Origin of the sequence: Hymenobacter yonginensis (genome assembly GCF_027625995.1) — a bacterium.
Taxonomy (GTDB): Bacteria; Bacteroidota; Bacteroidia; order Cytophagales; family Hymenobacteraceae; genus Hymenobacter; species Hymenobacter yonginensis.
Window position 1 is genome coordinate 943,025 of the sequence record NZ_CP115396.1, and the last position, 23,910, is coordinate 966,934.

Here is a 23,910-nt window from a genome sequence, read left to right on the forward strand (position 1 = left end):
AAGTACAAGCTTACAGCTTCACCGTTTTCTCGCCCCGGTCCATGCCTTTCAGCCACCGGATCAGGCCGCGCATGTAGGTTGGCTGGTCGTCGTAGAAGCTCATGTGCGAGCCGTTGGGGCAGATGAGTGAGGTGCCGTGCTGCACCTTTTGGGCCACCATGCGCATGTGCTCAGGGTCCATGGTGTCGTACTTGCCGCCGATGCTGAGCACCGGCACACGCAGCTTCGGTAGGTCGGGCACACGGTTCCAGTTCAGCAGCTTGCCCGATACGCCAAACTCGCTGGGGCCCTGCATGGTCACGTACAAGGACTGATTCATTTTGGCGAAGGAGCGGTTCACAGGCTCGGGCCACTCGGCCGGCGGGCGGCGCAGGATGTGCTCGGCGTAGAAGTTGGGCAGTAGCAGCTCCATGTAACGCGGGTTCTGGAAGTCCTTGCGCGCCTCAATGGCCCGGATTTCCTTGAGCACCTCGGGCTTGAACTGCGGTGCCAGCACCTGCTCGGCGTACTTGCCATAGTCGGGCACGCTCATCATCATGTTGGAAATCACGAGGCCCTTGAGGTGCTGCTGGTACTTGAGGGCGTACTCGGCGGCCAGAATGCCGCCCCAGCTGTGGCCCAGCAGCACGAAGTTGCTGCTATCTAGTTTCAGGGCCTGGCGCACCTGCTCCACTTCCTCCACGTAGCGCGGCAAACTCCACATGGCGGTGTCCTTGGGGTTGTCGGAGTTGCCGCAGCCGAGCTGGTCGTAGTAGATGATTTCCACGCCCTCGCGGGGCAGGAAGCTTTCCATGCACTCGAAGTACTCGTGCGTGGCGCCCGGCCCGCCATTCAGCAGCAGCAGCTTCAGGCGCGGGTTGCTGCCGATACGCTTGGTCCAGACGTTGAACTTGCCCTTGGGCGTGTTGATGGCCACCATCTGCACGCCGCCGGTCTGCAGCTGCGTGGTATCGGGAGCCGGGAAGTAGCTGCTGAGACTGGGTGTTTCCGAAGCGCCGGTTTCGGTGGGAGTGGGAGCGGAGCAGGCGGCCAGTAGGGCCAGGCTAAGCGTGGCGAGTGAGAGAAGTCGATGGAGCACGTAGAGAGGTGTGAAGGTGGGAAAGCTAAACCTACCCAACTTCCCCACCACCACCAAACGCAAAGCGGGCCGCCCCACCCGGAAAAGCCCGTTACTAATACTCTACTCTATTGGCAGCGTGAGGCCAAATAGTCGTCGTTTGAATTCACTGTTCGGCAATTGCAGGTCTTGGTACTTCTTACCAGCACCACAGTACCGCGAGCCGAGTTGGTATCCAATGTCAGCTCGTAGTAGTATTTCCCTTCCGGCAGCTCAGCTCCTTGGCTGTCATGACCATCAAATTCGCTCTGATAATTCAGCCCTTCAAACACCAGCTTCCGGCCCGTCTTTGTTATACTTTCAGCGTTCTACTGGAAAACGTGGGGGACGGCGGTGCTCCAACCGGAGGCAGATTAGTATAGAAGGCAAAAGGTATAAATCGGTCATTTAGCCCGTCACCGTTTGGGCTGATACCGTTTGGCAGCATCAACTGTACGTTGGGTGTCACGATGCTCTGAGAGAAATCTTCGTCAGCACACGTTGTGTCAGGTTGGGCGTCTTTCTTCTGGCAGCCAATGACCAATAACAAGCCCAGCATTGCACATAAGCGTAGTGAAGGCATAGAAGTAGCGTGTTACGTAAATATGGACGATTCAATTAGACAAGCGGGCCGCCCCAATGGAGCGGCCCGCTTGTCTAATTGAATCGTCTACAAAATCCGTGAAATCCGGACAATCCGTTTAAATCCGTGATTTAGCCGAGCGTGTGGTACACGGCCTGCACGTCGTCGTCGTCCTCGAATTTCTCGATGAGGTTCATCACTTCTTCCAGCTCGTCGCCTTCGAGGTGCACGGTGGTGTTGGGGATGCGCTGCAGCTGCGCCGACACCACGTTCAGACCTTTTTCCTCCAGCGCCTTCTGCATCTGGCCGAAGTCGGTGAAGGCGGTTTCCACCACGATGAAGTGCTTTTCGTTGCCGTGCTCATCTTCGTCCTGGTCGGCGTACACGTCTTCGGCGCCGGCATCAATCAGTTCCAGCTCCAGCTCGTCGAGGTCCAGGCCTTCTGCAGCTAGCTTGAACACGCCCTTGCGGGTGAAGGTGTAGTCACTGGAGCCAGCGGTGCCCAGGGCGCCGTTGCCGCGGTTGAAGTACATGCGCACGTTGGCCACGGTGCGGGTGGGGTTGTCGGTGGCGGTTTCAATCACCACGGCCACGCCGTGGGGCGCGTAGCCCTCGTACACCACCTCCGAATAGTCCTTCTCCTCGCGGGAGCTGGCCCGCTTGATGGCGGCTTCCACCCGGTCTTTGGGCATGTTCACGCCCTTGGCGTTCTGCATGGCCGTGCGCAGGCGCGAGTTGGTATCGGGGTTGGAGCCCGACTCCTTCACGGCCATCACAATTTCGCGGCCGATGCGGGTGAAATCTTTGGACATCCGGTCCCAGCGCTTCATTTTGCGGCCTTTGCGGAATTCAAACGCGCGTCCCATCTATATGCGGTGATTAGGTGATTAGGTAAGTAAGCAAACCGGCCGGCAATGCCGAACGGGCTGCAAGTTAGCAGAAAGCCCGGCCGGGCGCAACGCAGGCCGCCATGAGCCGCCGCCCGGCCGGGCTCAATAGCCAGCCACGGCGCTGCCGCCGGCTATTGCGCCCGCAGCGTGTACACGCTCTGATTGCCGGCCGGATAGCCCAGGATGGTAAGCGTCAGGATGCCGTTGGTGAGCCGGAACGTGCCCTCGTCGGTGCGGGGCTGGCCCTTCTTGTCGGTGTAGGTGAAGGCAATGCGGTCGGCGGTGAAGCGGAACCGGCCCGTTTGGTCGAAGCGCATGGTGCCGCCGTTGCCGGCAATGGTCAGGGCCTTCTGGTAGGTACCGTCGGGGCGCAGCGTGAGCGTGCCGCCCACGCCCTGCGCCGCCATGGGCGCGGCACTGGTGCCTTTGTCGAGAATAGTATAGGTGAGGTAGGCGTAGGTGCTGAAAAACGAGGGCGCCAGTCGGGGAACGGCTGCCCGGCGCTGCGCCTGCGCGGCCGGAGCCGCCAGCAGCAGGCCCGCCAGCAAAAGAAGCTTGTTCATGGCCGGAAGATACGGTGCGGGTCCGGCTTAGCTGCCAGCCTGCAGCCAGTGCCGGGCTTCCTCCAGCTGGTCGAAGTCGAAGATGGTCACGACTGGATGAGGCGTGTGATGCACCGAAGAGGCTACGCAGCTGCGCGCCGGCCAGTCCATGGCATTCACCCAGGCAATTGCCTCAATGCCGGCCTGCTGCAACTGCGGGATAAAGGTGGCCCCAATCCAAGCGGCCAGTTCCTTCCATTCGCCAAACACCTCGCTGCTGTCATTGAGCAGGCGCTTACTGCCCGTCTTGTACACTTCCTGCAGTAGCCGCTGACAGCCCAGCCGGGCCGATTCCGAATCGTGGTGGCCCCGCCACTCCGCCAGCAGATAGTTGTGCTCCGGACTGTGGTAGATCATCAGCGAAGCGGAATCCAGTAGAACGTGTAATTGCGGTAAGCTAAGTACCATCGGCAATATCGGGAAAGTAGTATTGAAATTTAACTTGTTTGTAAACGTGCTTACAACCGGAATCGTTCAGCTTGCTGCGAATATGAAAAGAGTGATTAGGTGTGGCAAAACGGTAATCTTCGGCAAAGATAACCGCCATACGGCTGCAAGGCCTTTAGATAGTACTTTTGGCGAATGGTAACTTTTCTGCATGAGCTCATTCGGCCGGCCGCGGAGCTGCCCGAAGCCGACGTTTGCCTAGTAGGCTTGCCCCTGGATTTTGGGACGGTGCTGGAAGGCGGGCGGGCCGGGGCGGCCGGCGCGCCCGCCGCCATCCGGCGCGAGCTACGCCGCTACCACAAGGCCTACAACCTAGAGCACCACGTGCGCCTCGACCACCTGCGCATTGCCGATGCCGGCGACCTGGCCCTGCGCCACCCCGACCACGCCGCCAACCACGCCCACATCCGCGAGCAGCTGGCGGCGCTGTTGCGGCAGTATCCGCGGGTGGTGGTGCTGGGCGGCTCCCATGATGGCAGCTACAGCACCGCCCGCGGCCTTTCCGATGCCACTGGCGGGCAGGCTATCGGCGGCATCAACCTCGATGCCCACGCCGACGTGAAAGACCGGCCGGTTATCAGCAGCGGTACGCCGTTTGGCCGGCTGCTGCGCGAAGGATTTCTGCACGGCCCGCACTTCACCGAAATTGGCCTGCATTCCAACCTCAATACCTGGCCCGACATTGAGTTTCTGCACCAGCAGCAGGCCACAGTAGTACCGCTGGCCCATGTGCAGGCCGATGGAATGCCGCTGTACATGAGCCGCGCGCTGGCGCGGGCGGCCGGCAGTGCAGCCTGTTTCGTGAGCTTTGATGTGGACAGCTGCGCTGAGGCGTTTGCGCCGGCTGTATCGGCCCCGAGCGCCGACGGCTTCACGCCGCGGCAGGCTACGGAAGCGGCTTTCCTGGCCGGCTGCCAGCCGCAGGTGCGGCTGTTTGAAATCATGGAGCTCAACCCAGTGTTCGACCGGGACAACCAGACGGCCCGCCTGGCCGCTACCGTGCTGGCGGCCTACCTGACCGGCGTAGCAGCCGGGCCCGCGCCGACTGCTGGCTTTCTTCACTCCAACCTGACAGTGCTATGAAATATCCGCTCCTGGCTTTGCTGCTGGCGCTGGCCGGCCCGGTGGCTGCCCAAACGCCAGCCGCACCGGCCTTCCAGCTTCAGTGCGAAGTCAACGCCACCACGCAGCTACGCAAAACCTACTGCGAAACCCGCGACCTGACGTTGCCTGCGCCCCCGGCCGGCACGGCGCTTTCCGTGGATGCGCGCCTGAACGGCAACATTACGGTGCGGGGCTGGGACGCCTCTACTGTGCGGGTACGGGCGCTGGTACGGGCGTCTTCCGGCGAGCTGGCGGCCGCCCAGGCCCTGGCGGCCAGTGTCCGCATCAGCACCGCCAACCACCAGGTGCAGGCCGCCCGCGCCAACGGCAGCCTCGACGACTGGAGTGTGAGCTACGAGGTGCTGGTACCCACCCGCACCAGCCTGGCGCTGCACGCCACCAACGGCGGCCTGCACCTCGAAAACGTGCAGGGCACCATCACCTTCGAAACCACCAACGGCAGCGTGCAGCTGCTGAACCTGGCCGGCGACGTGCGCGGCAAAACCACCAACGGCAGCGTGGCCCTCATGCTCAGTGGCCCCACCTGGGACGGCACCGGCTTCGATGTGCAAACCACCAGCGGCAGCGTGCAGTGCCGGCTGCCCACCACGTATGCCGCCACTCTCACGGCCCGCACCACCAACGGCCGCGTGACAGCCAAGCTGGCCCCGGCCACCCGCAAGCAGCTGCTGCCCCGCAGCCTCACCGCCACCTTCGGCAAAGGCGGTCCGCAGCTGCGTCTGGCCACCGTAAACGGCAGCGTGGATGTGCAGCAGTCGGACGCCAGCTCGTCGTCAGCGCCGGGGAAGGAGTAGCTGAAAAGACCGTGCCCCGACGGCGGGCAGGTGGTTGCCACCCGGTTGGGTGTAGCCGCCTGCCCGCCGTCGGGGCACGGTGAAAATTAGGTTTTACAGCCGCCTAGTGCCGGATTACCTCGCCGGTACGCTCGTGGCGTGGGCCATCGGGCTCGGTAGTAGGGTAGGCGTTCTGTTGATGCGTCTTCTGCTTCTTGATGAAGTAGGCGGCGGCGGCCATGGCACCCAGGGCAGCGCCCAGAATGGCGAGCTTGGTGCGCAGCGGATCGGAAGGGGCGGGGGGCACCGAGGCAACGCCGTTGGCGTCGAGGCGGGCGGGTTCTTGTACGTAGCGTCCTTTGGTGGGCATGGGAAAGTTATCGGCTAAATGTTGAAGTCCTTCGGTGGCCTTGGGGCCGGTAATAACGGGGCCGTGGCCGCAGCCGATGGCCGCGGGGCGCAGGGCCGCCAGCTTCTGCACCGACTCGCGCACTTGCTGCCAGTCGTAGTTGAAGGGCGCGCCGGCCACGCTGATTTCGGGTACCTGCAGCAGCAGCTTCGGCACCGACTCGTGGTTGGCAGTGGCAAAGGCATCGGCGCCCAGCAGCGTGCGGTCCGACTCGCGGAACAGCGCCAGCTGGCCGGGCGCGTGGCCAGGCACGTGCACCCAGCGCCAGCCCGGCAGGTAGGGCACCTCCTCGGTATCTGTAGGGAAGGCCTGCACGTAATTGGAGAGCTGGAACGACTGCGGTGGGAAAAACCGCGCCACAAACGCCAGGGAGCCGCCGTTTTCCACCGTCGGGTCGGCGGCTGGATACACAGCGCGGGCCGTGAGGAAAGGCAGCTCCAGCGGGTGGGCCAGCACCGGCACCTTCCAGTGCTCGGCCAGCGCCTGCACCGAGCCGGAGTGGTCCATGTGGCCATGCGTCAGGATGATGGCTTCGGGATGCGTGCCGGGGTAGAACAGCTTGTCGGCGGCGGCAATGATGTCCTTGTCGGAGCCCGGCAGGCCGGTGTCTACCAGCACCCATTCGCCGGCGCGGCCGGTTTCCACGAAATAAAGATTAACGAAGCGCTGAATCTGAAGCTGGGTTACGCCAGCGGCTACCTGTTTCATAGCAAACAACAGTAAGGTTTGGCCCTGCATACGCAGAAGCCGGCCGCAGGGCTGCGCCAGGGCCGCGAATGCCACGATTCTGCCCCGGCCGGCACCGCAGGCCGCGGGCTACTCAGCCGGCGCAGCCGGCGGCTCGGGCACGTATTCCAGCAGGTCGCCGGGCTGGCACTCCAGCACCCGGCAGATGGCCTCCAGCGTGCTGAAACGCACGGCTTTGGCTTTGTCGCTCTTGAGAATGGACAGGTTGGCCAGCGTGATATCCACGGCGGCGGCCAGGGTGCTGAGCGACATCTTGCGCCGCGCCAGCATCACGTCTAATCGGACTACAATCGGCATCAGAATCAGACGGTTAGTTCCGCTTCCTCGGTCAGCTCTACGCCCCGCTGGTAGCTGCTGGCCAGCAGCACCAGCACCGCCGCCGCCAGCCCACTCGACAGCATCGACGACCCAAAATCCGCGTTGGTCACCAAGTCGGCGGTGCCTGCTGCTGGCAGGCGGCTCAGGTAGTCCTGCATCCACCAGCTGGCCGCCCGCTGATACACTTCGCAACAGAGCAGCAACACGGCCAGCCAGCGCAGCCGCCGCACATTGGCCGCTGTGAAGGGGACGCCGGGCTTGATGTCGCCCAGAATTTTGGCCATGAGGAGGGCAAAAGCTAAACCGGCCACTATCATCGGCAGCGGCCCCCGCTCAGCATTGACGAGGCGCAGCAGCACGCGGCGAACAGCGCTGGGCTCCTGCACTACCAGCGTACCGATCTGGGCGTGCATCAGCAGCCGGGCCGGTTTGCCGCCAGCCACTTGCTGCTCGGCCTGGGAATGCAGTTCCGAATTGTAGTGGGAGATGCGCTGCCGCACGTTCAGCACTACCACGTCGCCGGGGGTGCTGGGATACAGGATATGGTAGGCAACAAAGGGTGCCACAAACAATAGCCCCGCAATACTCATCAGCAGGAAAATGGCACGCAGGAATTTCAGCAGCAATCCGGTTATCTGAGCCATGAGGCGTTACGATTAGCGTGAGACGAATACCTGCTGCAAGTAAGAGTTATTTATTGATAAACAATAAATAATATCCGTTTATAGGTAAATGCTAATGGCAATTGATAGCTCAAATCAGGTTGGCAGTAGGCTGCGGAATCTGTGTTGATTCCTAGCTCTGCTAACCCGTGCGCAGCGGTAGGCCGCAACGATTCCGGTGCCCGCCGAAAAACAATATCTTGCTGCTCCCCACCCAAACTTTCCCTCGTCATGCCCCAATCTGCCCTCGATACCCCCGAACTGAACCTGGAAGCCACCAGCCAATCAGACCCGACTGCCACGCCCGCCACCCGGCCCATGTACTACGAGTACAAGCCCGCGGAAATGGTGCGCGCCCAGCACGGCACCACCCTGCGCTGCAAAACCTGGGAAGCCGAAGCGGCCCTGCGGATGCTGGAAAACAACCTCGACCCAGCCGTGAGCCTCGTGTATGACGAGCTGATTGTGTACGGCGGAGCCGGCCGCGCCGCCCGCAACTGGAAGGAGTACCAGACCATTGTGCGTACCCTCAAAAACCTGGAGCCCGACGAAACCATGCTGGTGCAGAGCGGTAAGGCGGTGGGCGTGCTGCGCACCTGGGCCCACGCCCCGCGCGTGCTGATTGCCAACTCCAACCTCGTGCCTGCCTGGAGCACCCAGGAATACTTCGATGAGCTGGACCGGCTGGGCCTTATGATGTACGGGCAGATGACGGCCGGCTCCTGGATTTATATTGCCACCCAGGGTATCCTGCAAGGCACCTACGAAACCTTCGCGGCTGTGGCCGACAAGCACTTTGCGGGCACGCTGGCTGGCACCGTTACCGTCACGGCCGGGCTGGGCGGCATGAGCGGCGCGCAGCCGCTGGCCGTGACCATGAACGACGGCGTGTGCCTCGTCATCGAGCCGATTGACGAGCGGGTGAAGCAGAAGGTGCGCGAAGGCTACCTCGACGAGCAGGCCCGCGACCTGCCGCACGCCCTGGCCCTGTGCGAGCAGTACAAAGCCGCCCGCATCGGCTGGAGCATCGGCCTCACCGGCAACGCCGCCACCGTTCTGCCCGAGCTGCTGGCCCAGGGCTACAAAGTGGACATCGTAACGGACCAGACCTCTGCCCACGACCTGCTGGACTACTTGCCCGAAGGCGACATCGACGCGGTATTGCAGCTGCGCAAAGATGACCCCGTCGAGTTCCGCCGGCAGGCCCTACAGTCCATCATGAAGCACTGCCAGGCCATTATCGATATGCAGACTGCGGGTGCCGTGGCCCTCGACTATGGCAATAACCTGCGCGGGCAGGCCGAGAAAGGCGGCCTGAAAGTGCGCGACGAGCACGGCCAGTTTCTCTACCCCGGCTTCGTGCCCGGCTACATCCGGCCGCTGTTCTGCGAGGGCAAAGGCCCCTTCCGCTGGGCTGCCCTCAGTGGCGACCCGGCCGATATTCTGCGCATCGACCGGGCGTTGCTGGAAACCTTCCCTGACAATAAGATGCTGGCCCGCTGGATTGAGAAGGCCCAGGCCAAGGTGCCGTTCATCGGCTTGCCGGCGCGGGTGTGCTGGCTGGGCTACGGTGAGCGGGAGAAGTTCGGCCTGGTCATCAACGACCTCGTGGCGCGGGGCGAAGTCTCGGCTCCCATCGTCATCGGCCGCGACCATCTCGACTGCGGCTCCGTGGCCTCGCCTAACCGCGAAAGCGAAGGCATGCTCGACGGCTCAGACGCCGTAGCCGACTGGCCCCTGCTCAACGCCCTGGCCAACTGCGCCAGCGGTGCCGACTGGGTTTCGCTGCACAACGGCGGCGGCGTGGGTATCGGCAACTCCACCCACTCCGGCATGGTGATAGTGGCCACCGGCACCCCCGAAAAAGCCGAGCGACTGCGCCGTGTGCTCACCACCGACCCCGGCATGGGCGTCTTCCGCCACGCCGACGCCGGCTACGAGTTGGCCCGGCAGGTAGCCGAGGAGCGCGGGGTCAAAATTCCGGGGTGGGAGTAGGCGTAGCGTATATCTTGCAGCACCTTACCTGATCATGTACACTGTGATAATTTACGTGAAACCTACATTTCTACTGGTTGGCCTGCTGGGGCTGGCTGCTTGCCAAAGCACCCCTACTATTGACGTAGCCACCGTTGAGCCAACCCAACCAACCCAAACGACTCCGGAGCCGGCCCAGCCCGCCCCCGCCGCCGCCCAACCCGATAACCCAGAGTATATCGAGCTGTCCATGCTGACCATCAACGGCAAGCCGCATGAGCAACTCAGCACCAAGATGCTGATCAGTCAGCTCGGTCGCCCAGACAGTATCGCCAGGGGAGCGGTGGAGTGCGGCGGGGAGTTAGAGCCCGTCGATAACGCCAACGGCGACTTCTGGTACTATGGCAAAACCTTCTACGAGGTAGCCGGCTCCCAGGCAGTGCTGGCCAGCTTCAACGTGACTACCGGCCAGTTTCAGGGCAAGCTGGGGAAGCTCCTGCTCAACCAGCATACTACCCTGGAGGACGTCCGCCGTTTCTATCCGATTTCTGCCAAGCAGGCCGAGGAGCCGGCATCCAGCCGACCGGGAGAAGCAATGTATTTGCCTTTCTTCTATAAAGGCGTTCCTACGGATGCTTCGCTGAATCTGCTGTTCAAGAATGGTCGTCTGCAGGAAGTGGAGTTTTTCAGCCCATGCTGAGTTAGCGCCTGCTCTGCAGGCTCATATATTGCTCCCGACATGAGCATCTTCCGCTCCGTCGATGCGGGGTGCGAACTGGTCTAGCAAGTGGCCGAGGAGCGCGGGGTGAAGATTCCGGGGCGGGAGTAAGTTTTAGAGCGAAGTATATGCAAGTCAGCGTGGCGCAACTAAGTTGGGTAGATGTGAAAAGATACATCTATACTCCTGATGGCTCATTACCTGATACCTATGTGCTGGATACCACCCGCGCCGACTGGCGCCAATGGGTTGAATTTGTAAATGCTACCTATAAAGTTATGTTCCGAGATGCGTACGAGCAGGAACATGAGTCTATAGACTTTACAGCGGTTTTGAAATGCTGGGATGATAACGAAGCAGATGGCTGGCCTTTTGCAAGCATTTCTGTAGGGGAGGTACAGGTCAATTGCTTCTTTCTTGCCGAGGATATCATTGATGGTGATATTGATCCAAGGCAGTTCAAACAGCCCGAAAACCATTTGCAGTTGATGAGTTATCTGGTGAGTTTGTCTACAATGCTTGGTAAGAAAGTGGTCATGTTGAGTGAGGGTACCCGATTGGAGGAGCATAACAGCTTCGACCCTGAACCACTTGTTATTATAGATAAGGGTGAAACATGGGTGAATGCATACTGGCTTGATTAGGTTATTAGAGGTTTCTCTGTTAGTCAGATGCTTTTCATGGTTTCAACGCCGCCCGAGCCCCGCTCCGGCGGCGTTGCTCGTTGTAGTCTACTCGAGAAGAAAAAATCAAAACCTACTCCTCCGCTGTTCAGTAACCTATACCTGCGTCGGCACATCACCGGCGCACCAACCAAAACCACGCAACTATGAACATCGGAATCATTGGCGCCGGCCACATCGGCAGCGCCTTGGCCGTGCGGCTCACCAGCCTCGGCCATTCGGTATACATTGCCAACTCCCGCGGCCCCGAGACACTGAAGGACGTGGCCCAGAAAACTGGCGCTACGCCCGTTACGGCCGAGGAAGCGGCCCGCCACGGCAGCGATATCATCGTGGTAACCATCCCACTGAAAAACATTCCCGACCTGCCCAAGGACCTGTTCGCCAGCGTGCCGGCCGACGTGCCCGTCATCGACACCAGCAACTACTATCCCCACCTGCGCGACGGCAAAATTGCGGAGCTGGAAACCGGCTCGTTGACCGAAAGTGAGTGGGTGCAGCAGCACCTGGGCCGCCCCGTGGTGAAGGTGTTCAACAACATCTACGCCGACCACCTGCAAAACAAGGGGCAAGCTGCCGGCACGCCCGGCCGCATCTCACTGCCCGTAGCCGGCGACGATGCCGCCGCCAAGCAGAAAGTAATGGCCTTGGTAGACGAACTGGGCTTCGACGCCGTGGACGATGGCACCCTGCACGAGTCGTGGCGCCAGCAGCCCGGCACCCCGTCCTACGGCGCCGACCTACCCGCCGACAAGCTGCGTGAGCATTTTGCGAGCCTTGGTACCGAGCGCACCGAGGCCCAGCACGCCGAGTACCTGGCCAACCACGCCAAGACGGAGCAGGCTATGGAAGCCCAGGGCATCAAGCTGAAGTAGCCCACTGCCTGAAGCCTTTCCAAAGCCGCCGCACCGTAGCGCGAACTTTATAGTTCGCGTCTCCGCGCCGATAGCACTATCATAAAAGTGCGAGGCCGTGAAGGCACAGTGGCAAACTGAAAAGTGTCGCCTCAGGAAACTGGGGCGGCACTTTTCGTTTCGGGTGATTACCACGAAAGCACCAGTTTCAACCCCTGCGTGGGTCTCCGCGTATCCGCACGTATGCATCCTATCGTGCCTTGGCTACCGCTACTATTTATCCCCGTTTTTGGAGCCTTCTGGTGTCTGATAGTTTTCATGATATCCCGCATGGGCTGGAGCCGCCTGGCCGAGGAGTATGCCGCAACCGAAGCACCCGCCGTGTACCGGCAGACGCTAGCCTACCTGCGGATTGGGGTGGCGAAATACAACAATGCCGCCCGCATGGGCATCACCCCGCAGGGCCTGTACCTGTCCACCTGGAAAATCTTCTTCGTGGGTCACCCGCCGCTGTTCATTCCCTGGTCGGCTTTTGGGCCGGTGCAGGAAGAGACGTTTCTGTGGGTGAAAACCTACACCACCCACATCAGTTGCCCCGGCGGGGCCGTCCGATTCCAGTTCACCAGCGACCAGCTACGGGCCGCGTTGCCCACACCGTTGAGTGCTCCGCGGTAAGCAGGGGAGTGGGTGCGTGGAATGCCTGTAGAAGGCTTTATTATTTTCAGTCAGTGATACGCTGGTTGGCGGCCGCAACGTTGAAGCTCAGCGCCGTTAGGTGTTGCATAACTAAGGCTTGATCTATGTATAAAATCTTCTTTACAATGCTCGGCTGCCTGGCGGGCACCGCGGCCGTCGCCCAAACCGACTGTTCTGCCCCCGTGCTGCAAGTGCTGCACAACGGGCAGGCCATACCAGCCACCGGTAGCGCACTGCCTGCCAGCGCGCAGATGCGCCTGGTGCCCGCGCCCGGTTGTCCGGCGGCCGGCAGCTACCGCGCCACCGGCGCCGAAGTCACGCTGGTTCGGGCCGGCCGGCCAGTACTGCCCATCATGCTCGTGTCTCAGTCCCGCCTCGACCTGCGGGCGTTGCAACGCGTAGCCCGACCCGGCGACCATCTTTTCGTGTTCATCCCCTATGAAAACCTGCTGGTAGTAGCCGCCGACGGTTCGCAACGCCCCTATGCCAAACCCACACCCAAGCCCGACAGGCCGAGACTATCTCCCAACGACGTAAAAGGCGTCAGCTTCAAGTGGCTGATAGTGCCGCCGGAATTGGGCGCAAAGTAGCGCACGTACGCCCCGCTACAACTTCTCGCCGCAGCGCCAGCAATACTCGGCGTCGGGGCGGTGCTCCTGGGCCTGGCACACGTGGCATATCACCTGTCTGAAAGCGGGCGGGGCGGCGGGGCGGCCGCCGGTCGGCAGCGCCATCTGGGCCGACACAATGCCCGTCGGCACGGCAATGATGGCATAGCCCATAATCATCAGCACCGACGCCAGACTCTGGCCCAGCACCGTGGCCGGCGAAATGTCGCCGTAGCCAACCGTGGTCAGCGTCACGATGGCCCAGTACACGCTTTTCGGGATGCTAGTGAAGCCGTTCTGCCCGCCTTCCACCACGTACATCAGCGTGCCCACCACAATGGTGAGGGTGAAAACGGCCGTCAGAAACACCAGAATCTTGAAGCGGCTGGCCCGCAGCGCCTGCACGATAAACTCGCCTTCGCCCACAAACTGGCCCAGCTTGAAGATGCGGAACACCCGCAGCAGCCGCAGTGTCCGAATCACAAGCAGGTAGCGGCTGCCGGCCAGCACCAGCGCCGCCAACGTGGGCACGATGGCCAGAAAGTCAATGATGCCGAGCAAACTCAGCGCGTAGGCCAGCGGCCGCCGCACCACCAGCAGGCGCAGCCCGTATTCCACCAGAAACAGCCCCGTAAACACCCATTCTACCACCCGCAGCGCGGGCCCATACTGCGCCTCAATGCTGCGGACGCTCTCCAGCATCACGGCCAGCACGCTCAGCACGATGGCCACCAGCAGCACAATATCAAACAGCTGCCCTGCCCGCGTATCCGACTCAAAGATGATGCGGTAGGCGTTTTGCTTCCAAGCGGGCGCGTTTTCGCGGGGGCGGATATCCATAGGCGGCAGGAGGGAGGCAGACCGGCCGAGGCAGCCGGTACAGCTTTGGGCTTACGATAAAACACCCCGGCCCGGCCGAACTGCCTGGCGTGTGGCGCAGCTGCACCGAATTCGGTAGTATTGCGGCTACCTATTTCCTGATGCGTGTCAGCGTGACACCATCATTCATTTCTACCTACACAATGGCAGTATATACCCTAGGCGACACCGTTCGGCTGCAGTCCGGCGGCCCGGTTATGACAATCGTCAAGCTCACCCTCAAGGAAACAACCTGTACCTGGTTTGATGAGCAAAACCGCTTGCAGGGCCCCGTTACGTTCCCGCGCGACGCCGTGCAGCATGTACCAGCCGCTTCCTCAACGGCCAAGGCATAAGCCGGGTGGTGCAGGTTCCGCGCTGAACGAAGCTGGATTGCCGGCGCAGGCCGCCAGGTGCTACTGGCGCCCGGCCAGCACTTCGTGCACCTGCGTCCAACGGATTTCGGGGTAACGGTCGTTGTCGAGCGGTTCGGCTAGCTTGGCCTGCCCGCTGAACATATTGTGCAGGTATTGCATGCCCTGCCACGGCGGAAATACCTCGCTGCTGGCCGGCATCAGCGCTTTCGTCACCTGTATCACCTTGCCGAAAGCGCCCAGCCCGCCTACCCGAAACAGCTTGTAGGGCTGCCCAGTGGCCCGCGTGGCCGCTGCCTGCAGCCCCCGGATGCTGGCCACCTCGCCCGCCACGCGCAGGTAGCGCGGCGTGGTGGCATCGAGGGCGGCGGCGGCCGTGAATTCGGCCGTGTTAGTCATGGTGGTGAAGTCCAGGGGCTGGTCGGCGTCGCCCCAGTAGACCACGCGCTTCGGACCCGGCAGCACTACGGGCGCCTGCCCGGTCAGCAGGTCCATGAACATGCCGTTGAGCACAGACGTGGCCTGAATGGGCACCTGCTCCAGCCGCCGCTGAAACTCCCGCCGCAAATCGAAGTTGCGGTTCGAGCCGTCAGGTAGCCGCGTGAAGTCGGCTGAAAAGTCAGAGGGAATGAAGCGTGGCACGCCTGCCGCCACGGCCGCATCGAGCAGTTGGGTCTGGGCATCCACAATCACCTCCCGCAGCCCCGAAAGCGCCGACACCACGCAACTTGCTCCGGTGCAGGCCTCTATAAGAGCCGTTGGATCGGAGTAGTCGGCGGCTACCACTTCCACGCTCTGCAGCCGCAGCGAAGTCGCCTCGGCCCCGGCCACGGCCCCAGGGCGCACCAGGGCCCGCACCGGGGCTCCGCGCTGGCGCAGGAAGTGGGCAATCAGCAAACCCAGCTGCCCGGTAGCGCCAGCCAGCACGATGAGCGGCTTATCGGGAGTGGAAGGAGTTGCAGCGGCAGGTTGTGAGGCAGTAGCCATTCGGGTATCAGAAAAGGTTGGCGCGAGGCCGTAATACCCGGTTGCCTGCCGCAAGGTTGTATGAATAGGCTTGCGACGAGCGTGCAGACTTGTTCGCTAACTTAGGTTGCGCAAAGAGCCGCCGGACCGGGGCCCTTACCAGAGGCCGCCGTATCTTCCGCAACTTCGGTGCAGCTTGGTCTGCCTTCGATGAGTAGACCGGCCGCTCCGGCGCGTGGTGTGGGCGCGGCCAAAGCCGCCGGGATGCCGGCCGAAAAGCCGTGGTTTCAGGCTTGGGGCCGGGCGTTTGTCTGGGCGCGGCAGCTATTTTGGCGAATATCAGCAGGCAGGAAAAAAACCTGCAAACGCCCCTGGTGCTGCGGTGAGGCGGAAATACCAGCGAAACAAACCGGCAAATCCTGCCCAGACGTTGCCTGCCTTGTCCCTGCAAGTGGGCCCGCGCCCGGCGGAATGAAAATAAGCCCTATATTTACATCGTTAAAGGCAAATAGCCTCGTACCGCTACCATTGATTCGCTATGCTGAATTATTGTAGAGTTTCGTTGCCGGTTGCTTCATTTCCTTTCATTTCCTAAGCATCATGTCAACAGGAACAGTAAAATTCTTCAATGAAACCAAAGGCTTTGGTTTCATCAACGACGCCGCCACCGGCCAGGACGTATTCGTTCACGTAACCGGTCTGATCGACGAAATCCGCGACAACGACAAGGTTGAGTTCGAGGTAGAAGAAGGCCGTAAAGGTCTGAACGCTGTGAAAGTACGCCGCGCGTAGTTTCCCTCACCGCCTATATGAAAAAGGAGCATGCCACCCGGCATGCTCCTTTTTTTGTGTTGCTCGGCAGCGTAAGCTTCTTTGTAGAATCTCTGCGCCCAGGATAAAAGGTTGCTGCAAGGCCCTGAGGGCAGCCAGCGCCCGAAGCAACGCTGGCTGCTCTTGTAGCCTACCGCTCCAGCACCAGCCGCTGCACGGCCACCGCCGCCCCCGACTGCACCCGCACGAAATACGTGCCGGCCTGCAGATGGGCGACGGGCATGGTGTAGGTGCCGCCCGCGAATCGGGCGGTATGCACCAGCCGGCCGGTCAGGTCGAAAACTTGCACCTGGCTGCTGGCGGCCGGGGCGGCGGCCAGGTCCAGGCGCACCGGGCCCGTGGCAGGGTTGGGGTACAGGGCCAGCGCAAAGGCCGGCTTGGCGCTGGCGGTGCTGTTGACGGTGGCCGCGCGCAGCTGCAGCATCCAGGTGCCGTTGGGAGCCAGCGCGGGCAGGGTGGCCGTCCAGTTGCTGAAGCCACCTTGCGCATCTACTACCACGGTGCCGGCTGCCTGGCCGCTATAGAGGTCCGTCACTTGGTAGGTGCCGGCCGCCAGCGTGGAAATGCCCAGCGACAACGCCGGGGTGCTGGCCGCGGTGCCGCTCAGGTTGGTGGCTACCACCGTGGCCTGCTGCTCATACACCCGCGCGTAGACCAGCACCGTCGGAACCGAGGCGGCAGCCGGCAGATAGTAGCCTTTGCGCAGCGTTTCGTGGGTGGTGCGCAGGGCAATCAGCTTCTTATAGTGGTTGAGCAGCGAAGCCGGATCGGCTTGGGCGTTGGCGACGTTGAACTGGCGGTAGTTGGCGTTGAGGGTGCGCCACGGAGTGCCCGTGGTGAAGCCGCCCTGGGTGCCGGCCGTCCACTGCATCGGGCGGCGCTTGTCTTCGTCGGGGCCGGTGCCGGCCATGCCCAGCTCCTCGCCATAGTACAGAAACGGCACGCCCGGCATGGTCAGGTACAGGGCCGCCGCCTGTTTCATGCGGGCCGGGTTGCTGCCCAGCACATCGAAGACGCGGTTTTGGTCGTGGTTGGTGAGGAAGGTGGCGTACTGCAGCTTGGGGTAGAGCGTGTTGACGAGGTTAAGCTGCGTGCGCAGGCCGGAGGCGCTGCCCTGGTTGACGGCGTTGATGATGCTTTCGGCCAGATCAAACTCAAAGCACAGGTCCAGCCGGTCGTTGCTTACGTAGGGCACCACTAGGCGGGTGCTGCTCCAGGCTTCGCCCACCGTCAGGGCGGCCGGGTTTACGGCCCGCACGGAGTCGTGAAATTCTTCCAGCGTCGCCAGGGTTTCGGGCGTGTCGAGCAGGGTGGGGCCGTCTTCCACCAGATACTTCACGGCATCGAGGCGGTAGCCGTCCACGCCTTTGCGCAGCCAAAACCGGCTGACGTCCCACATGGCGGCCCGCACCTGGGGGTTGCGCCAGTTCAGGTCGGGCATTTCGCTCCAGAACAGGGCGTAGTTGTAGCTGCCGCCGCGCGGGTACCACACCGTCTGCCCCCAGGGGCCCAGGTAGCCCGGGTTGGTGGCCGACCACCGGTACCAGTCGCGGGTGGGGCTGTTGGCGTTGCCGACGGCCTGCGTAAACCACGGATGCCGGCTGGAAGAGTGGTTGAGCACCAGGTCGATGATGACTTTGATGCCGCGCTGGTGGGCGGCGGCCAGAAACGCCTCAAACTCGGCCATGCTGCCGTAGTCGGCTTCGGTGGCCTTGTAGTCGCTCACGTCGTAGCCGTGGTAGCTCGGCGACTCCATCATGGGCATCAGCCAGATGCCGGTCACGCCCAAGTCGGTGGTGGTGGCGGGGTTGCCGTCGTTGAGGTAGTCCAGCCGCTGGGTCATGCCCACGAAGTCGCCCTTGCCGTCGCCGTTGCTGTCCTGGAAGCTGCGTACCAGAATCTCGTAGAATACGGCGTCGTTCCACCAGTGCGTGGCGTAGTTGGTGCCGGGCTGCCCGCCACTGCACGGCGCACACGACCCGAAGCAGAAGGCGGGCGTAGTCGTAGCGGCGGTGGTGGCGTCGAGCACGCGGGTGAGGGTGCCGGTGGCGTCGGGGGTGCCGCAGGAGGCGGGCACGGTTTCGACGGCGGCCAGCGTGCTGCCATTCACGAAGCGGTACTGGAAGCGGCCGGGGGCAGGCAGCGAAATCTGCGCTTCAAAGATGCCGTCATTGTTGTCGTCGCGCAGGGGCAGAGCGGTGGGGTCGTCGTTGGCACCGTAGCCGGCCAGAGTCTGGAAGTTGCCCACCACATGCACGCCGCCGGCCGCTACGGTCTGGCCGTTCATGTCCACGGCAAAGCGCACCTGCGTGGCGCAGTCGCCGAAGGCCACGAGGGGCAGACGCACGGCCGTGCCGCCCACCACCACCTGCCGGTTTACGTTGCCGCCGCCATCATCGAGGCCGCAGCCGGCAGGCACCAGCTCGGCGCCGCCCCAGGTGTCGCCGTTCACGAACTTGTAGAGGAACACGCCGGCCGGCACCGTCACGGTTGCCTCCCAGATATGGTCGCCGTCGGGGTCGGTGAGGGCCGTGGTGGCGGGGTTCCAGTTGGCCGGAAACCCGGCCGGGGCCTGGAAGGTGCCTGCTACGTGCACCCCGCCCGCGGGCACTGTGCGGGTCCCCATATCTACTCGAAAGATGAGTTGGCCGGCCTGCGCTCCGGCAAAACCGAAAAGCAGTGAGAAAAGAAGTACAAGGTGTTTCATAGGGGATTTTTGCGAAGGCGAATCATAAAGATACGCTTCCGTACTCCGCGCTGCTTGCCAGCGGGCGTCATCCCCAAAAAATTAACTATAAGTAAGTTTTGTGGCTGATAAACAGACGTTTATTGGCTGGTTGTTTGATTGGGCTCACGGGTAGACAGTATAGTATACACTGCGTCAGCAACGACGAGGCTCCAACCGTTGTGTCTCAACAGCGTGCTATCAGGCAGTCAACTGCGCCCAAGCATATCCTAAGTGTTGCTGGTCAGCCACTGCTGCGCAGCCAACTCGTCTACGAACAGCTGGACGCGGAACGGCAGGTTGTCGTAGTGGGCGGGCAGAGGGGTGTCGTCCTGGCCTTCGATGTCGGCGAGCAGCATCGGCGAAACTAGGTAGGCCAGATACGTCAGCTTGCCGGGCTGGTCGCCGGGCTGCGGAAAAAACGTGGTGAGCATCTCGGGCTGGTAGGTGCTGTGGCGGCGCAGGTCGATGAGCCAGTGCTGGCAGCCGTGCTGGTTGGCAGCGTCCAGCATCAGCGCGTAGGCTTCCTGGGCCTCGGTAGGAGCCAGCGGACGCAGAATCCGGTTGATTATGAAGCAGACGTCGTCCCGATAGGTGAGGTCGAGAAAGTCGCGGGCTGGTAAGGCATGATACATGGTAGCAGGAGCGTGGGGGAACTACGCTCTACGGGGTGGGGGCCGCATAGTTCAGCCGGTTTCAGAGTAGGGCTGCATCTTTACAGCCCTCACCCCTTTTTCTTCCAGATGCAGTCTGCTTCTATTGTGCTGATGGTGCGCCCGGCCAGCTTCGGCTTCAACCTCGAAACCGCGCCTTCCAATTCGTTTCAGCAGTTGATGGCCGGGCACACACCCGCCGAGCTGCAGGCCCGGGCCGTAGCGGAGTTCGACGCGGCCGTGGCGCAACTACGGGCGCATGGCCTACGGGTGCTGGTGTTTGAGGATGTGCCCACGCCCGCCAGGCCCGACGCCGTGTTTCCCAACAACTGGCTCACCCTGCACGCCGACGGCCGGGTGCTGCTCTACCCCATGTGCGCCCCCAACCGCCGCTTGGAGCGCCGCCCCGACTTGGTAGCCGTGCTGGCCCAGCAGTTCGCCGTGACGGAAGTGCTGGATTACTCGGCGCGGGAAGAGCAGGCGGTGTTTCTGGAAGGCACCGGCAGCATCATCTTCGACCACGAGCACCGTGTGGCTTACGCCGGTCTGTCGCCCCGCACCGATGCGGCGCTGCTGGCGGAGGTGTGCGCCGAGCTGGGCTACCGGCCGGTGGCGTTTCGGGCGCAGGACGCGCAGGGGCAGGAAATCTACCACACCAACGTGCTGCTGAGCATCGGGCCGGGGTTTGCGGTGGTGTGCCTGGAAAGCATCCGCGCCGCTGCCGAGCGTGCTGCCGTGGTGGCCTCGCTGCAGGAAACCGGCCACGAAATCGTGGACATTACGCTGGCGCAGGTGGCGCGCTTCGCCGGCAACATGCTGGCGCTGCAGCCCGCCGCCGGGCCGGTGCTGCTGGCCCTTTCCCAAAACGCCCACGACGCCCTCACGCCCGCCCAGCGCCACACGCTGAGTGCCTACGCCACGCTGCTGCCGCTGTCCATCCCCACCATCGAAACGATAGGCGGTGGCAGCGTGCGGTGCATGCTGGCCGAGGTGTTTCTGCCGGAGCGGGTGTAAGTAGATGGGGAGGAGTAGGTTCAGGTAAAGCCTTATAAATCAGAACGCCATCCCGAGCGGAGCGAGGAATCTCGCGTGCTGACGTTGGGATTACTACCGCAACATCAGCACGCGAGATTCCTCGCTCCGCTCGGAATGACGTTCTAAGGTTAAAGGACGTTCTGAGGTTAGCTGCCAGCCTGCTGCGAGGCGGGCTCTACCAACCCCAGCACCTTGCTGGTACGGGCCCGTACCTCGGCTACCAGCTCGGGCTTGGTGGCCAACGACTGCCCGAAGGAGGGCAGCATTTCGTGGAACTTCTGCTGCCACTCCGGCGAGGCGGCCTGCTGCGGAAAGCATTTCTGCACCAGATGCACCATGATGCTGACGGCCGTAGAGGCGCCGGGCGAAGCGCCCAGCAGCGCCGCAATGGAGCCGTCGGCGCTGGTGACTACCTCGGTGCCGAACTCCAGCACGCCGCCCTGCTTTTCGTCTTTCTTGATAACCTGCACGCGCTGGCCGGCCACAGCCAGTTCCCAGTCCTGCGACTGGGCCTCGGGCATATACTCGCGCAGAGCCGCCACCCGGTCCTGCGGCGACTGGCGCACCTGCTGGATGAGGTACTTGGTGAGCGGCAGGTTTTTCAGGCCCGCCATAATCATGGGGCGCAGGTTGCTGAGCTGGATGGAGCCGGGCAAATCGAGGTAGGAGCCGGTTTTCAGGAACTTGGTGCTGAAGCCGGCGTAGGGCCCGAACAGCAGCTCCTTGCGGCCGTCAATCATGCGCGAGTCGAGGTGGGGCACCGACATGGGCGGCGAGCCGACGCTGGCTTTGCCGTAGACTTTGGCGTCGTGGCGGGCAATGACGGCGGGGTTGGTGCACTTCAGCCACTGCCCGCTCACCGGGAAGCCCCCGAAGCCGTCGGCCTCCGGAATGCCCGACTTCTCAAGCAGCGGCAACGAGCCGCCGCCGGCCCCGATGAACACGAACCGGGCCCGCACCTTCATCGTCTGGCCGGTGGTGCGGTCTTCGGCTTTCACGCTCCAGGTGCCGTCGTCTTTGCGGCGCAGCTTCTGCACGTCGTGGTGGAAGTGCATGGTCACGCCGGGCTTTTCCTGCAGCAGATAGAACATACCGCGCGTGAGCGAGCCGAAGTTGACGTCGGTGCCCAGGTCCATGCGGGTGGCGGCCACGGGCTGCTGCGGGTCGCGGCCCTCCATCACCAGCGGCATCCAGGCGCGCAGCTCGGCGGGGTCGGTGCTGAACTCCATGCCCTCAAACAGGGCCGACTGCGTGAGGGCCGCGTGGCGCTTGCGCAGGTACTCCACGTTTTCCTCGCCCCACACAAAGCTGATGTGCGGAATGTGGTTGATGAAGCGCTGGATTTCCTTGACGCTGTACTGCTCGGTGAGGTAGGCCCAGAACTGCTTGCTTTCCTCGAACTGCTCGGCAATCTTGAGGGCCTTGCTGATGTCGATGGTGCCGTCGGGCTTTTCGGGCGTGTAGTTCAGCTCGCAGAAAGCCGAGTGGCCGGTGCCGGCGTTGTTCCAGGCGTCGGAGCTTTCGGCGGCGGCCACGTCGAGGCGCTCCAAGATGGTGATGGTCAGGCTGGGGTCCAGCTCCTTGAGCATCAGCCCCAGCGTGGCGCTCATGATGCCGGCTCCAATCAGGACGACATCGGTAGTAGTAGTGTTGGTAGTAAGGTCGGAGGCAGGTGTGCTCATGAGGATAGAGACGGAAACAGCCGCCCGGCGCAGACGCAACAGCGCGCTGCCGCCCGAACGGCCCGGATACGGTACGTGAGGAGGCCGGAAAAAGGTATTGCTAGGCTGGCATTAGCCCTGCAGAGCGCGCCACTCGTGCTCGAGCATGCTCATTTCAATCAGGCTCCAGTACTCGCCTTCGTAGCGCAGAATGTCGCGCGAGAGGCCTTCCTGCTGCATGCCGGCTTTCTCGTAGCAGCGGATGGCGGCGGTGTTGAAATCGTAGACGCCCAGGTCGATGCGGTGCAACCCCAGGTCTTCGAAGCCGATGCGCAGGATGGCCTGCATCATGCCCTGGCAGATGCCGCGCCGCCGCGCCGTGCTATTGCCGACCAGCACCCGGCTGATGCGGGCGGCGCTGTTTTTGCGGCTGATGCCGCCCAGCGAAATGTGGCCCACCACCTCGCCGGTCTTGGTTTCGATGGCCTTGTACACCAGCGCGTCGGAGGTGGCGGGGTCGTTGGTGTCTTCGAGGTACCAGGCCAGCTTGTCTTCGGTGAGGGGGAAGCTAAACAAAGAGCCCGACCAGTTCATGAGCAGCTTAGCATCGGTAATCCAGTCGATAAGCTGCGGAAAGTCGGCCGGGGTGAAGTATTCGAGTCGGATCATGAAATAAGCAGGAAAAAGCCGCCTGGCGAGGTCGGCCAGCGCAGCGGCCACGCGAAGGTAAGGCGGCAGACGGGCGGATTGTTTGGCTTCTATCTGCTGCGCCGCATTATTCTTTGTGGCGGTAGAATAATAAAAACCGATGCCCTGATAATGCAATAAAGGCGCCGCCCCGCGTTACCTTGTCACTCTGCGCTATACGCCCCTGCTATGTTGCCGAAATACCTGCTGCTCCCGTTGGCACTACTTGCCGCCGCCTGCCATTCTGATGCGCCGGCCGCCACTACCGTAGCCCATACCAGCCCCGATCCGGCGGCGGCGGCCGAATACAGGCCGCGGGTGGCCCGGCTGGCGGCCCGGCGCACGGCGCTGGCGGCGCGCTACCGGCAGGCCCGCACGGCCGCGCAGAAAGCGGCGGTGCTGCAACAGGCCCGGCAGTTGCTCGTGGCCAGCCTCGATACCGTTATCTGGCCGGCGTGGTACGGCACGCCGTGGGCGTTCTACGGCACCACCCAGCAGCCCCAGCAGGATTCCATTGCCTGCGGCTACTTCGTGACGACCATCCTGCGCGACGCCGGCCTGCGCCTCGACCAGGTGGCCCTGGCCAAAACCACCTCTGAAAAGCTGATCCAGAACCTTACCGACGAAGCCCACATCCGGCGCTACCGCCTCGTGCCGCAGGCCCGCTTTGTGCAGCAACTGCAGCAGCTCGGCGACGGCCTCTACATCGTGGGGCTGGACTTTCACGTGGGGTTCCTGCGCGTGCGGCAAGGGCAGGTGCGCTTCATCCATTCCACGTACCTGGGCGAGGGGCAGGTGGTGAATGAGGAGGCCGCCACCTCCGCCGCCCTGCGCTCCAAGTACCGCGTGGTGGGTTGCATTTCGGCCGATGCGCGCCTGCTGGACAGCTGGCTACGGCAGCGGCGGTTTGTATTTGGTGGCTGAACGAATTGGCA

At 62.6% G+C, this 23,910-nt stretch carries 26 protein-coding genes; 12 read left to right on the plus strand and 14 right to left on the minus strand.

Annotated features, from left to right (window positions below):
* Positions 1 to 10 precede the first annotated feature (10 nt).
* The 5 genes from O9Z63_RS04110 to O9Z63_RS04125 all read right to left on the minus strand — a co-directional run bounded on the left by O9Z63_RS04110 (position 11) and on the right by O9Z63_RS04125 (position 3,528).
* Positions 11 to 1,078: a proline iminopeptidase-family hydrolase gene (locus O9Z63_RS04110; protein WP_270128036.1), complete on the minus strand. Its 1,068-nt coding sequence runs from the start codon at positions 1,076 to 1,078 to the stop codon at positions 11 to 13.
* Positions 1,079 to 1,185: 107 nt separating this feature from the next.
* The gene (locus O9Z63_RS21165) at positions 1,186 to 1,389 is read right to left on the minus strand and encodes a hypothetical protein (protein WP_408613561.1); all 204 of its coding nucleotides are present in this window, start codon (positions 1,387 to 1,389) and stop codon (positions 1,186 to 1,188) included.
* A gap of 421 nt (positions 1,390 to 1,810) precedes the next feature.
* Positions 1,811 to 2,545 (minus strand): YebC/PmpR family DNA-binding transcriptional regulator, encoded by a 735-nt coding sequence (locus O9Z63_RS04115; protein ID WP_270128038.1) that lies wholly within the window; start codon positions 2,543 to 2,545, stop codon positions 1,811 to 1,813.
* 155 nt (positions 2,546 to 2,700) lie between these two features.
* Positions 2,701 to 3,132 carry a hypothetical protein gene (locus tag O9Z63_RS04120; protein WP_270128039.1) on the minus strand — a complete coding sequence of 144 codons (432 nt, stop codon included), beginning with the start codon at positions 3,130 to 3,132 and terminating at the stop codon, positions 2,701 to 2,703.
* Positions 3,133 to 3,159: 27 nt separating this feature from the next.
* A complete protein-coding gene (locus tag O9Z63_RS04125) occupies positions 3,160 to 3,528 on the minus strand; it encodes a SpoIIAA family protein (RefSeq protein ID WP_044013160.1) in 369 nt (122 codons plus the stop codon).
* 225 nt (positions 3,529 to 3,753) lie between these two features.
* On the opposite strand from O9Z63_RS04125, the gene O9Z63_RS04130 reads away from it, so the two are divergent.
* Positions 3,754 to 4,701: an arginase family protein gene (locus O9Z63_RS04130; protein WP_270128040.1), complete on the plus strand. Its 948-nt coding sequence runs from the start codon at positions 3,754 to 3,756 to the stop codon at positions 4,699 to 4,701.
* Entirely contained in the window at positions 4,698 to 5,537 is an 840-nt protein-coding gene (locus O9Z63_RS04135) for a DUF4097 family beta strand repeat-containing protein (RefSeq protein ID WP_270128041.1), read from the plus strand. The genes O9Z63_RS04130 and O9Z63_RS04135 overlap by 4 nt, the downstream gene beginning before the upstream one ends.
* A 103-nt stretch (positions 5,538 to 5,640) precedes the next feature.
* Here the strand turns inward: O9Z63_RS04135 and O9Z63_RS04140 are convergent, their stop codons facing one another.
* The 3 genes from O9Z63_RS04140 to O9Z63_RS04150 all read right to left on the minus strand — a co-directional run bounded on the left by O9Z63_RS04140 (position 5,641) and on the right by O9Z63_RS04150 (position 7,634).
* Positions 5,641 to 6,633: an MBL fold metallo-hydrolase gene (locus O9Z63_RS04140; protein ID WP_270128042.1), complete on the minus strand. Its 993-nt coding sequence runs from the start codon at positions 6,631 to 6,633 to the stop codon at positions 5,641 to 5,643.
* 108 nt (positions 6,634 to 6,741) lie between these two features.
* Positions 6,742 to 6,969, minus strand: coding sequence for a helix-turn-helix domain-containing protein (locus O9Z63_RS04145; protein ID WP_270128043.1), 228 nt, complete (start codon positions 6,967 to 6,969; stop codon positions 6,742 to 6,744).
* 5 nt (positions 6,970 to 6,974) lie between these two features.
* Positions 6,975 to 7,634 (minus strand): DUF2975 domain-containing protein, encoded by a 660-nt coding sequence (locus O9Z63_RS04150; protein ID WP_270128044.1) that lies wholly within the window; start codon positions 7,632 to 7,634, stop codon positions 6,975 to 6,977.
* Between the two features lie 249 nt (positions 7,635 to 7,883).
* On the opposite strand from O9Z63_RS04150, the gene hutU reads away from it, so the two are divergent.
* The 6 genes from hutU (at position 7,884) to O9Z63_RS04180 (ending at position 13,167) form a co-directional block, all read left to right on the plus strand.
* A complete protein-coding gene (gene hutU / locus O9Z63_RS04155) occupies positions 7,884 to 9,647 on the plus strand; it encodes a urocanate hydratase (RefSeq protein WP_270128045.1) in 1,764 nt (587 codons plus the stop codon).
* 55 nt (positions 9,648 to 9,702) lie between these two features.
* Positions 9,703 to 10,326, plus strand: a complete 624-nt coding sequence (locus O9Z63_RS04160) for a hypothetical protein (protein ID WP_270128046.1) — start codon at positions 9,703 to 9,705, stop codon at positions 10,324 to 10,326.
* Between the two features lie 182 nt (positions 10,327 to 10,508).
* Positions 10,509 to 10,988, plus strand: coding sequence for a hypothetical protein (locus O9Z63_RS04165; RefSeq protein WP_270128048.1), 480 nt, complete (start codon positions 10,509 to 10,511; stop codon positions 10,986 to 10,988).
* A 137-nt stretch (positions 10,989 to 11,125) separates the two neighbouring features.
* Complete coding sequence (locus O9Z63_RS04170; RefSeq protein WP_270129240.1) at positions 11,126 to 11,902, plus strand: NADPH-dependent F420 reductase; 777 nt, start codon at positions 11,126 to 11,128, stop codon at positions 11,900 to 11,902.
* Between the two features lie 297 nt (positions 11,903 to 12,199).
* Positions 12,200 to 12,556, plus strand: a complete 357-nt coding sequence (locus tag O9Z63_RS04175) for a hypothetical protein (protein WP_270128049.1) — start codon at positions 12,200 to 12,202, stop codon at positions 12,554 to 12,556.
* Between the two features lie 125 nt (positions 12,557 to 12,681).
* On the plus strand, positions 12,682 to 13,167 hold the full coding sequence (locus O9Z63_RS04180) for a hypothetical protein (protein ID WP_270128050.1): 486 nt from the start codon (positions 12,682 to 12,684) through the stop codon (positions 13,165 to 13,167).
* A gap of 15 nt (positions 13,168 to 13,182) precedes the next feature.
* Here the strand turns inward: O9Z63_RS04180 and O9Z63_RS04185 are convergent, their stop codons facing one another.
* Positions 13,183 to 14,025: an ion transporter gene (locus tag O9Z63_RS04185; protein ID WP_270128052.1), complete on the minus strand. Its 843-nt coding sequence runs from the start codon at positions 14,023 to 14,025 to the stop codon at positions 13,183 to 13,185.
* A 182-nt stretch (positions 14,026 to 14,207) separates the two neighbouring features.
* Here O9Z63_RS04185 and O9Z63_RS21170 point away from each other — a divergent pair, with 182 nt between their 5' ends.
* Positions 14,208 to 14,399, plus strand: coding sequence for a DUF2158 domain-containing protein (locus O9Z63_RS21170; RefSeq protein WP_408613562.1), 192 nt, complete (start codon positions 14,208 to 14,210; stop codon positions 14,397 to 14,399).
* Between the two features lie 60 nt (positions 14,400 to 14,459).
* Here O9Z63_RS21170 and O9Z63_RS04190 read toward each other — a convergent pair whose 3' ends face one another.
* Positions 14,460 to 15,404: an NmrA family NAD(P)-binding protein gene (locus tag O9Z63_RS04190; RefSeq protein ID WP_270128053.1), complete on the minus strand. Its 945-nt coding sequence runs from the start codon at positions 15,402 to 15,404 to the stop codon at positions 14,460 to 14,462.
* 579 nt (positions 15,405 to 15,983) lie between these two features.
* Between O9Z63_RS04190 and O9Z63_RS04195 the strand changes: the two genes are divergently transcribed.
* Positions 15,984 to 16,175, plus strand: a complete 192-nt coding sequence (locus O9Z63_RS04195; RefSeq protein ID WP_044013145.1) for a cold-shock protein — start codon at positions 15,984 to 15,986, stop codon at positions 16,173 to 16,175.
* Positions 16,176 to 16,344: 169 nt separating this feature from the next.
* Here the strand turns inward: O9Z63_RS04195 and O9Z63_RS04200 are convergent, their stop codons facing one another.
* Together O9Z63_RS04200 and O9Z63_RS04205 are read right to left on the minus strand one after the other, a co-directional pair.
* Positions 16,345 to 18,840: an alpha-amylase family glycosyl hydrolase gene (locus tag O9Z63_RS04200; RefSeq protein ID WP_270128054.1), complete on the minus strand. Its 2,496-nt coding sequence runs from the start codon at positions 18,838 to 18,840 to the stop codon at positions 16,345 to 16,347.
* Between the two features lie 329 nt (positions 18,841 to 19,169).
* Positions 19,170 to 19,574, minus strand: a complete 405-nt coding sequence (locus tag O9Z63_RS04205; RefSeq protein ID WP_270128055.1) for a hypothetical protein — start codon at positions 19,572 to 19,574, stop codon at positions 19,170 to 19,172.
* Between the two features lie 108 nt (positions 19,575 to 19,682).
* Between O9Z63_RS04205 and ctlX the strand changes: the two genes are divergently transcribed.
* Complete coding sequence (ctlX, locus tag O9Z63_RS04210; protein WP_270128056.1) at positions 19,683 to 20,606, plus strand: citrulline utilization hydrolase CtlX; 924 nt, start codon at positions 19,683 to 19,685, stop codon at positions 20,604 to 20,606.
* A 167-nt stretch (positions 20,607 to 20,773) separates the two neighbouring features.
* Here ctlX and O9Z63_RS04215 read toward each other — a convergent pair whose 3' ends face one another.
* Positions 20,774 to 22,309 (minus strand): malate:quinone oxidoreductase, encoded by a 1,536-nt coding sequence (locus tag O9Z63_RS04215; RefSeq protein ID WP_270128057.1) that lies wholly within the window; start codon positions 22,307 to 22,309, stop codon positions 20,774 to 20,776.
* Between the two features lie 111 nt (positions 22,310 to 22,420).
* Positions 22,421 to 22,957 (minus strand): GNAT family N-acetyltransferase, encoded by a 537-nt coding sequence (locus O9Z63_RS04220; RefSeq protein WP_270128059.1) that lies wholly within the window; start codon positions 22,955 to 22,957, stop codon positions 22,421 to 22,423.
* 207 nt (positions 22,958 to 23,164) lie between these two features.
* Here O9Z63_RS04220 and O9Z63_RS04225 point away from each other — a divergent pair, with 207 nt between their 5' ends.
* The gene (locus tag O9Z63_RS04225; protein ID WP_270128060.1) at positions 23,165 to 23,899 is read left to right on the plus strand and encodes a hypothetical protein; all 735 of its coding nucleotides are present in this window, start codon (positions 23,165 to 23,167) and stop codon (positions 23,897 to 23,899) included.
* Positions 23,900 to 23,910: the final 11 nt, after the last annotated feature.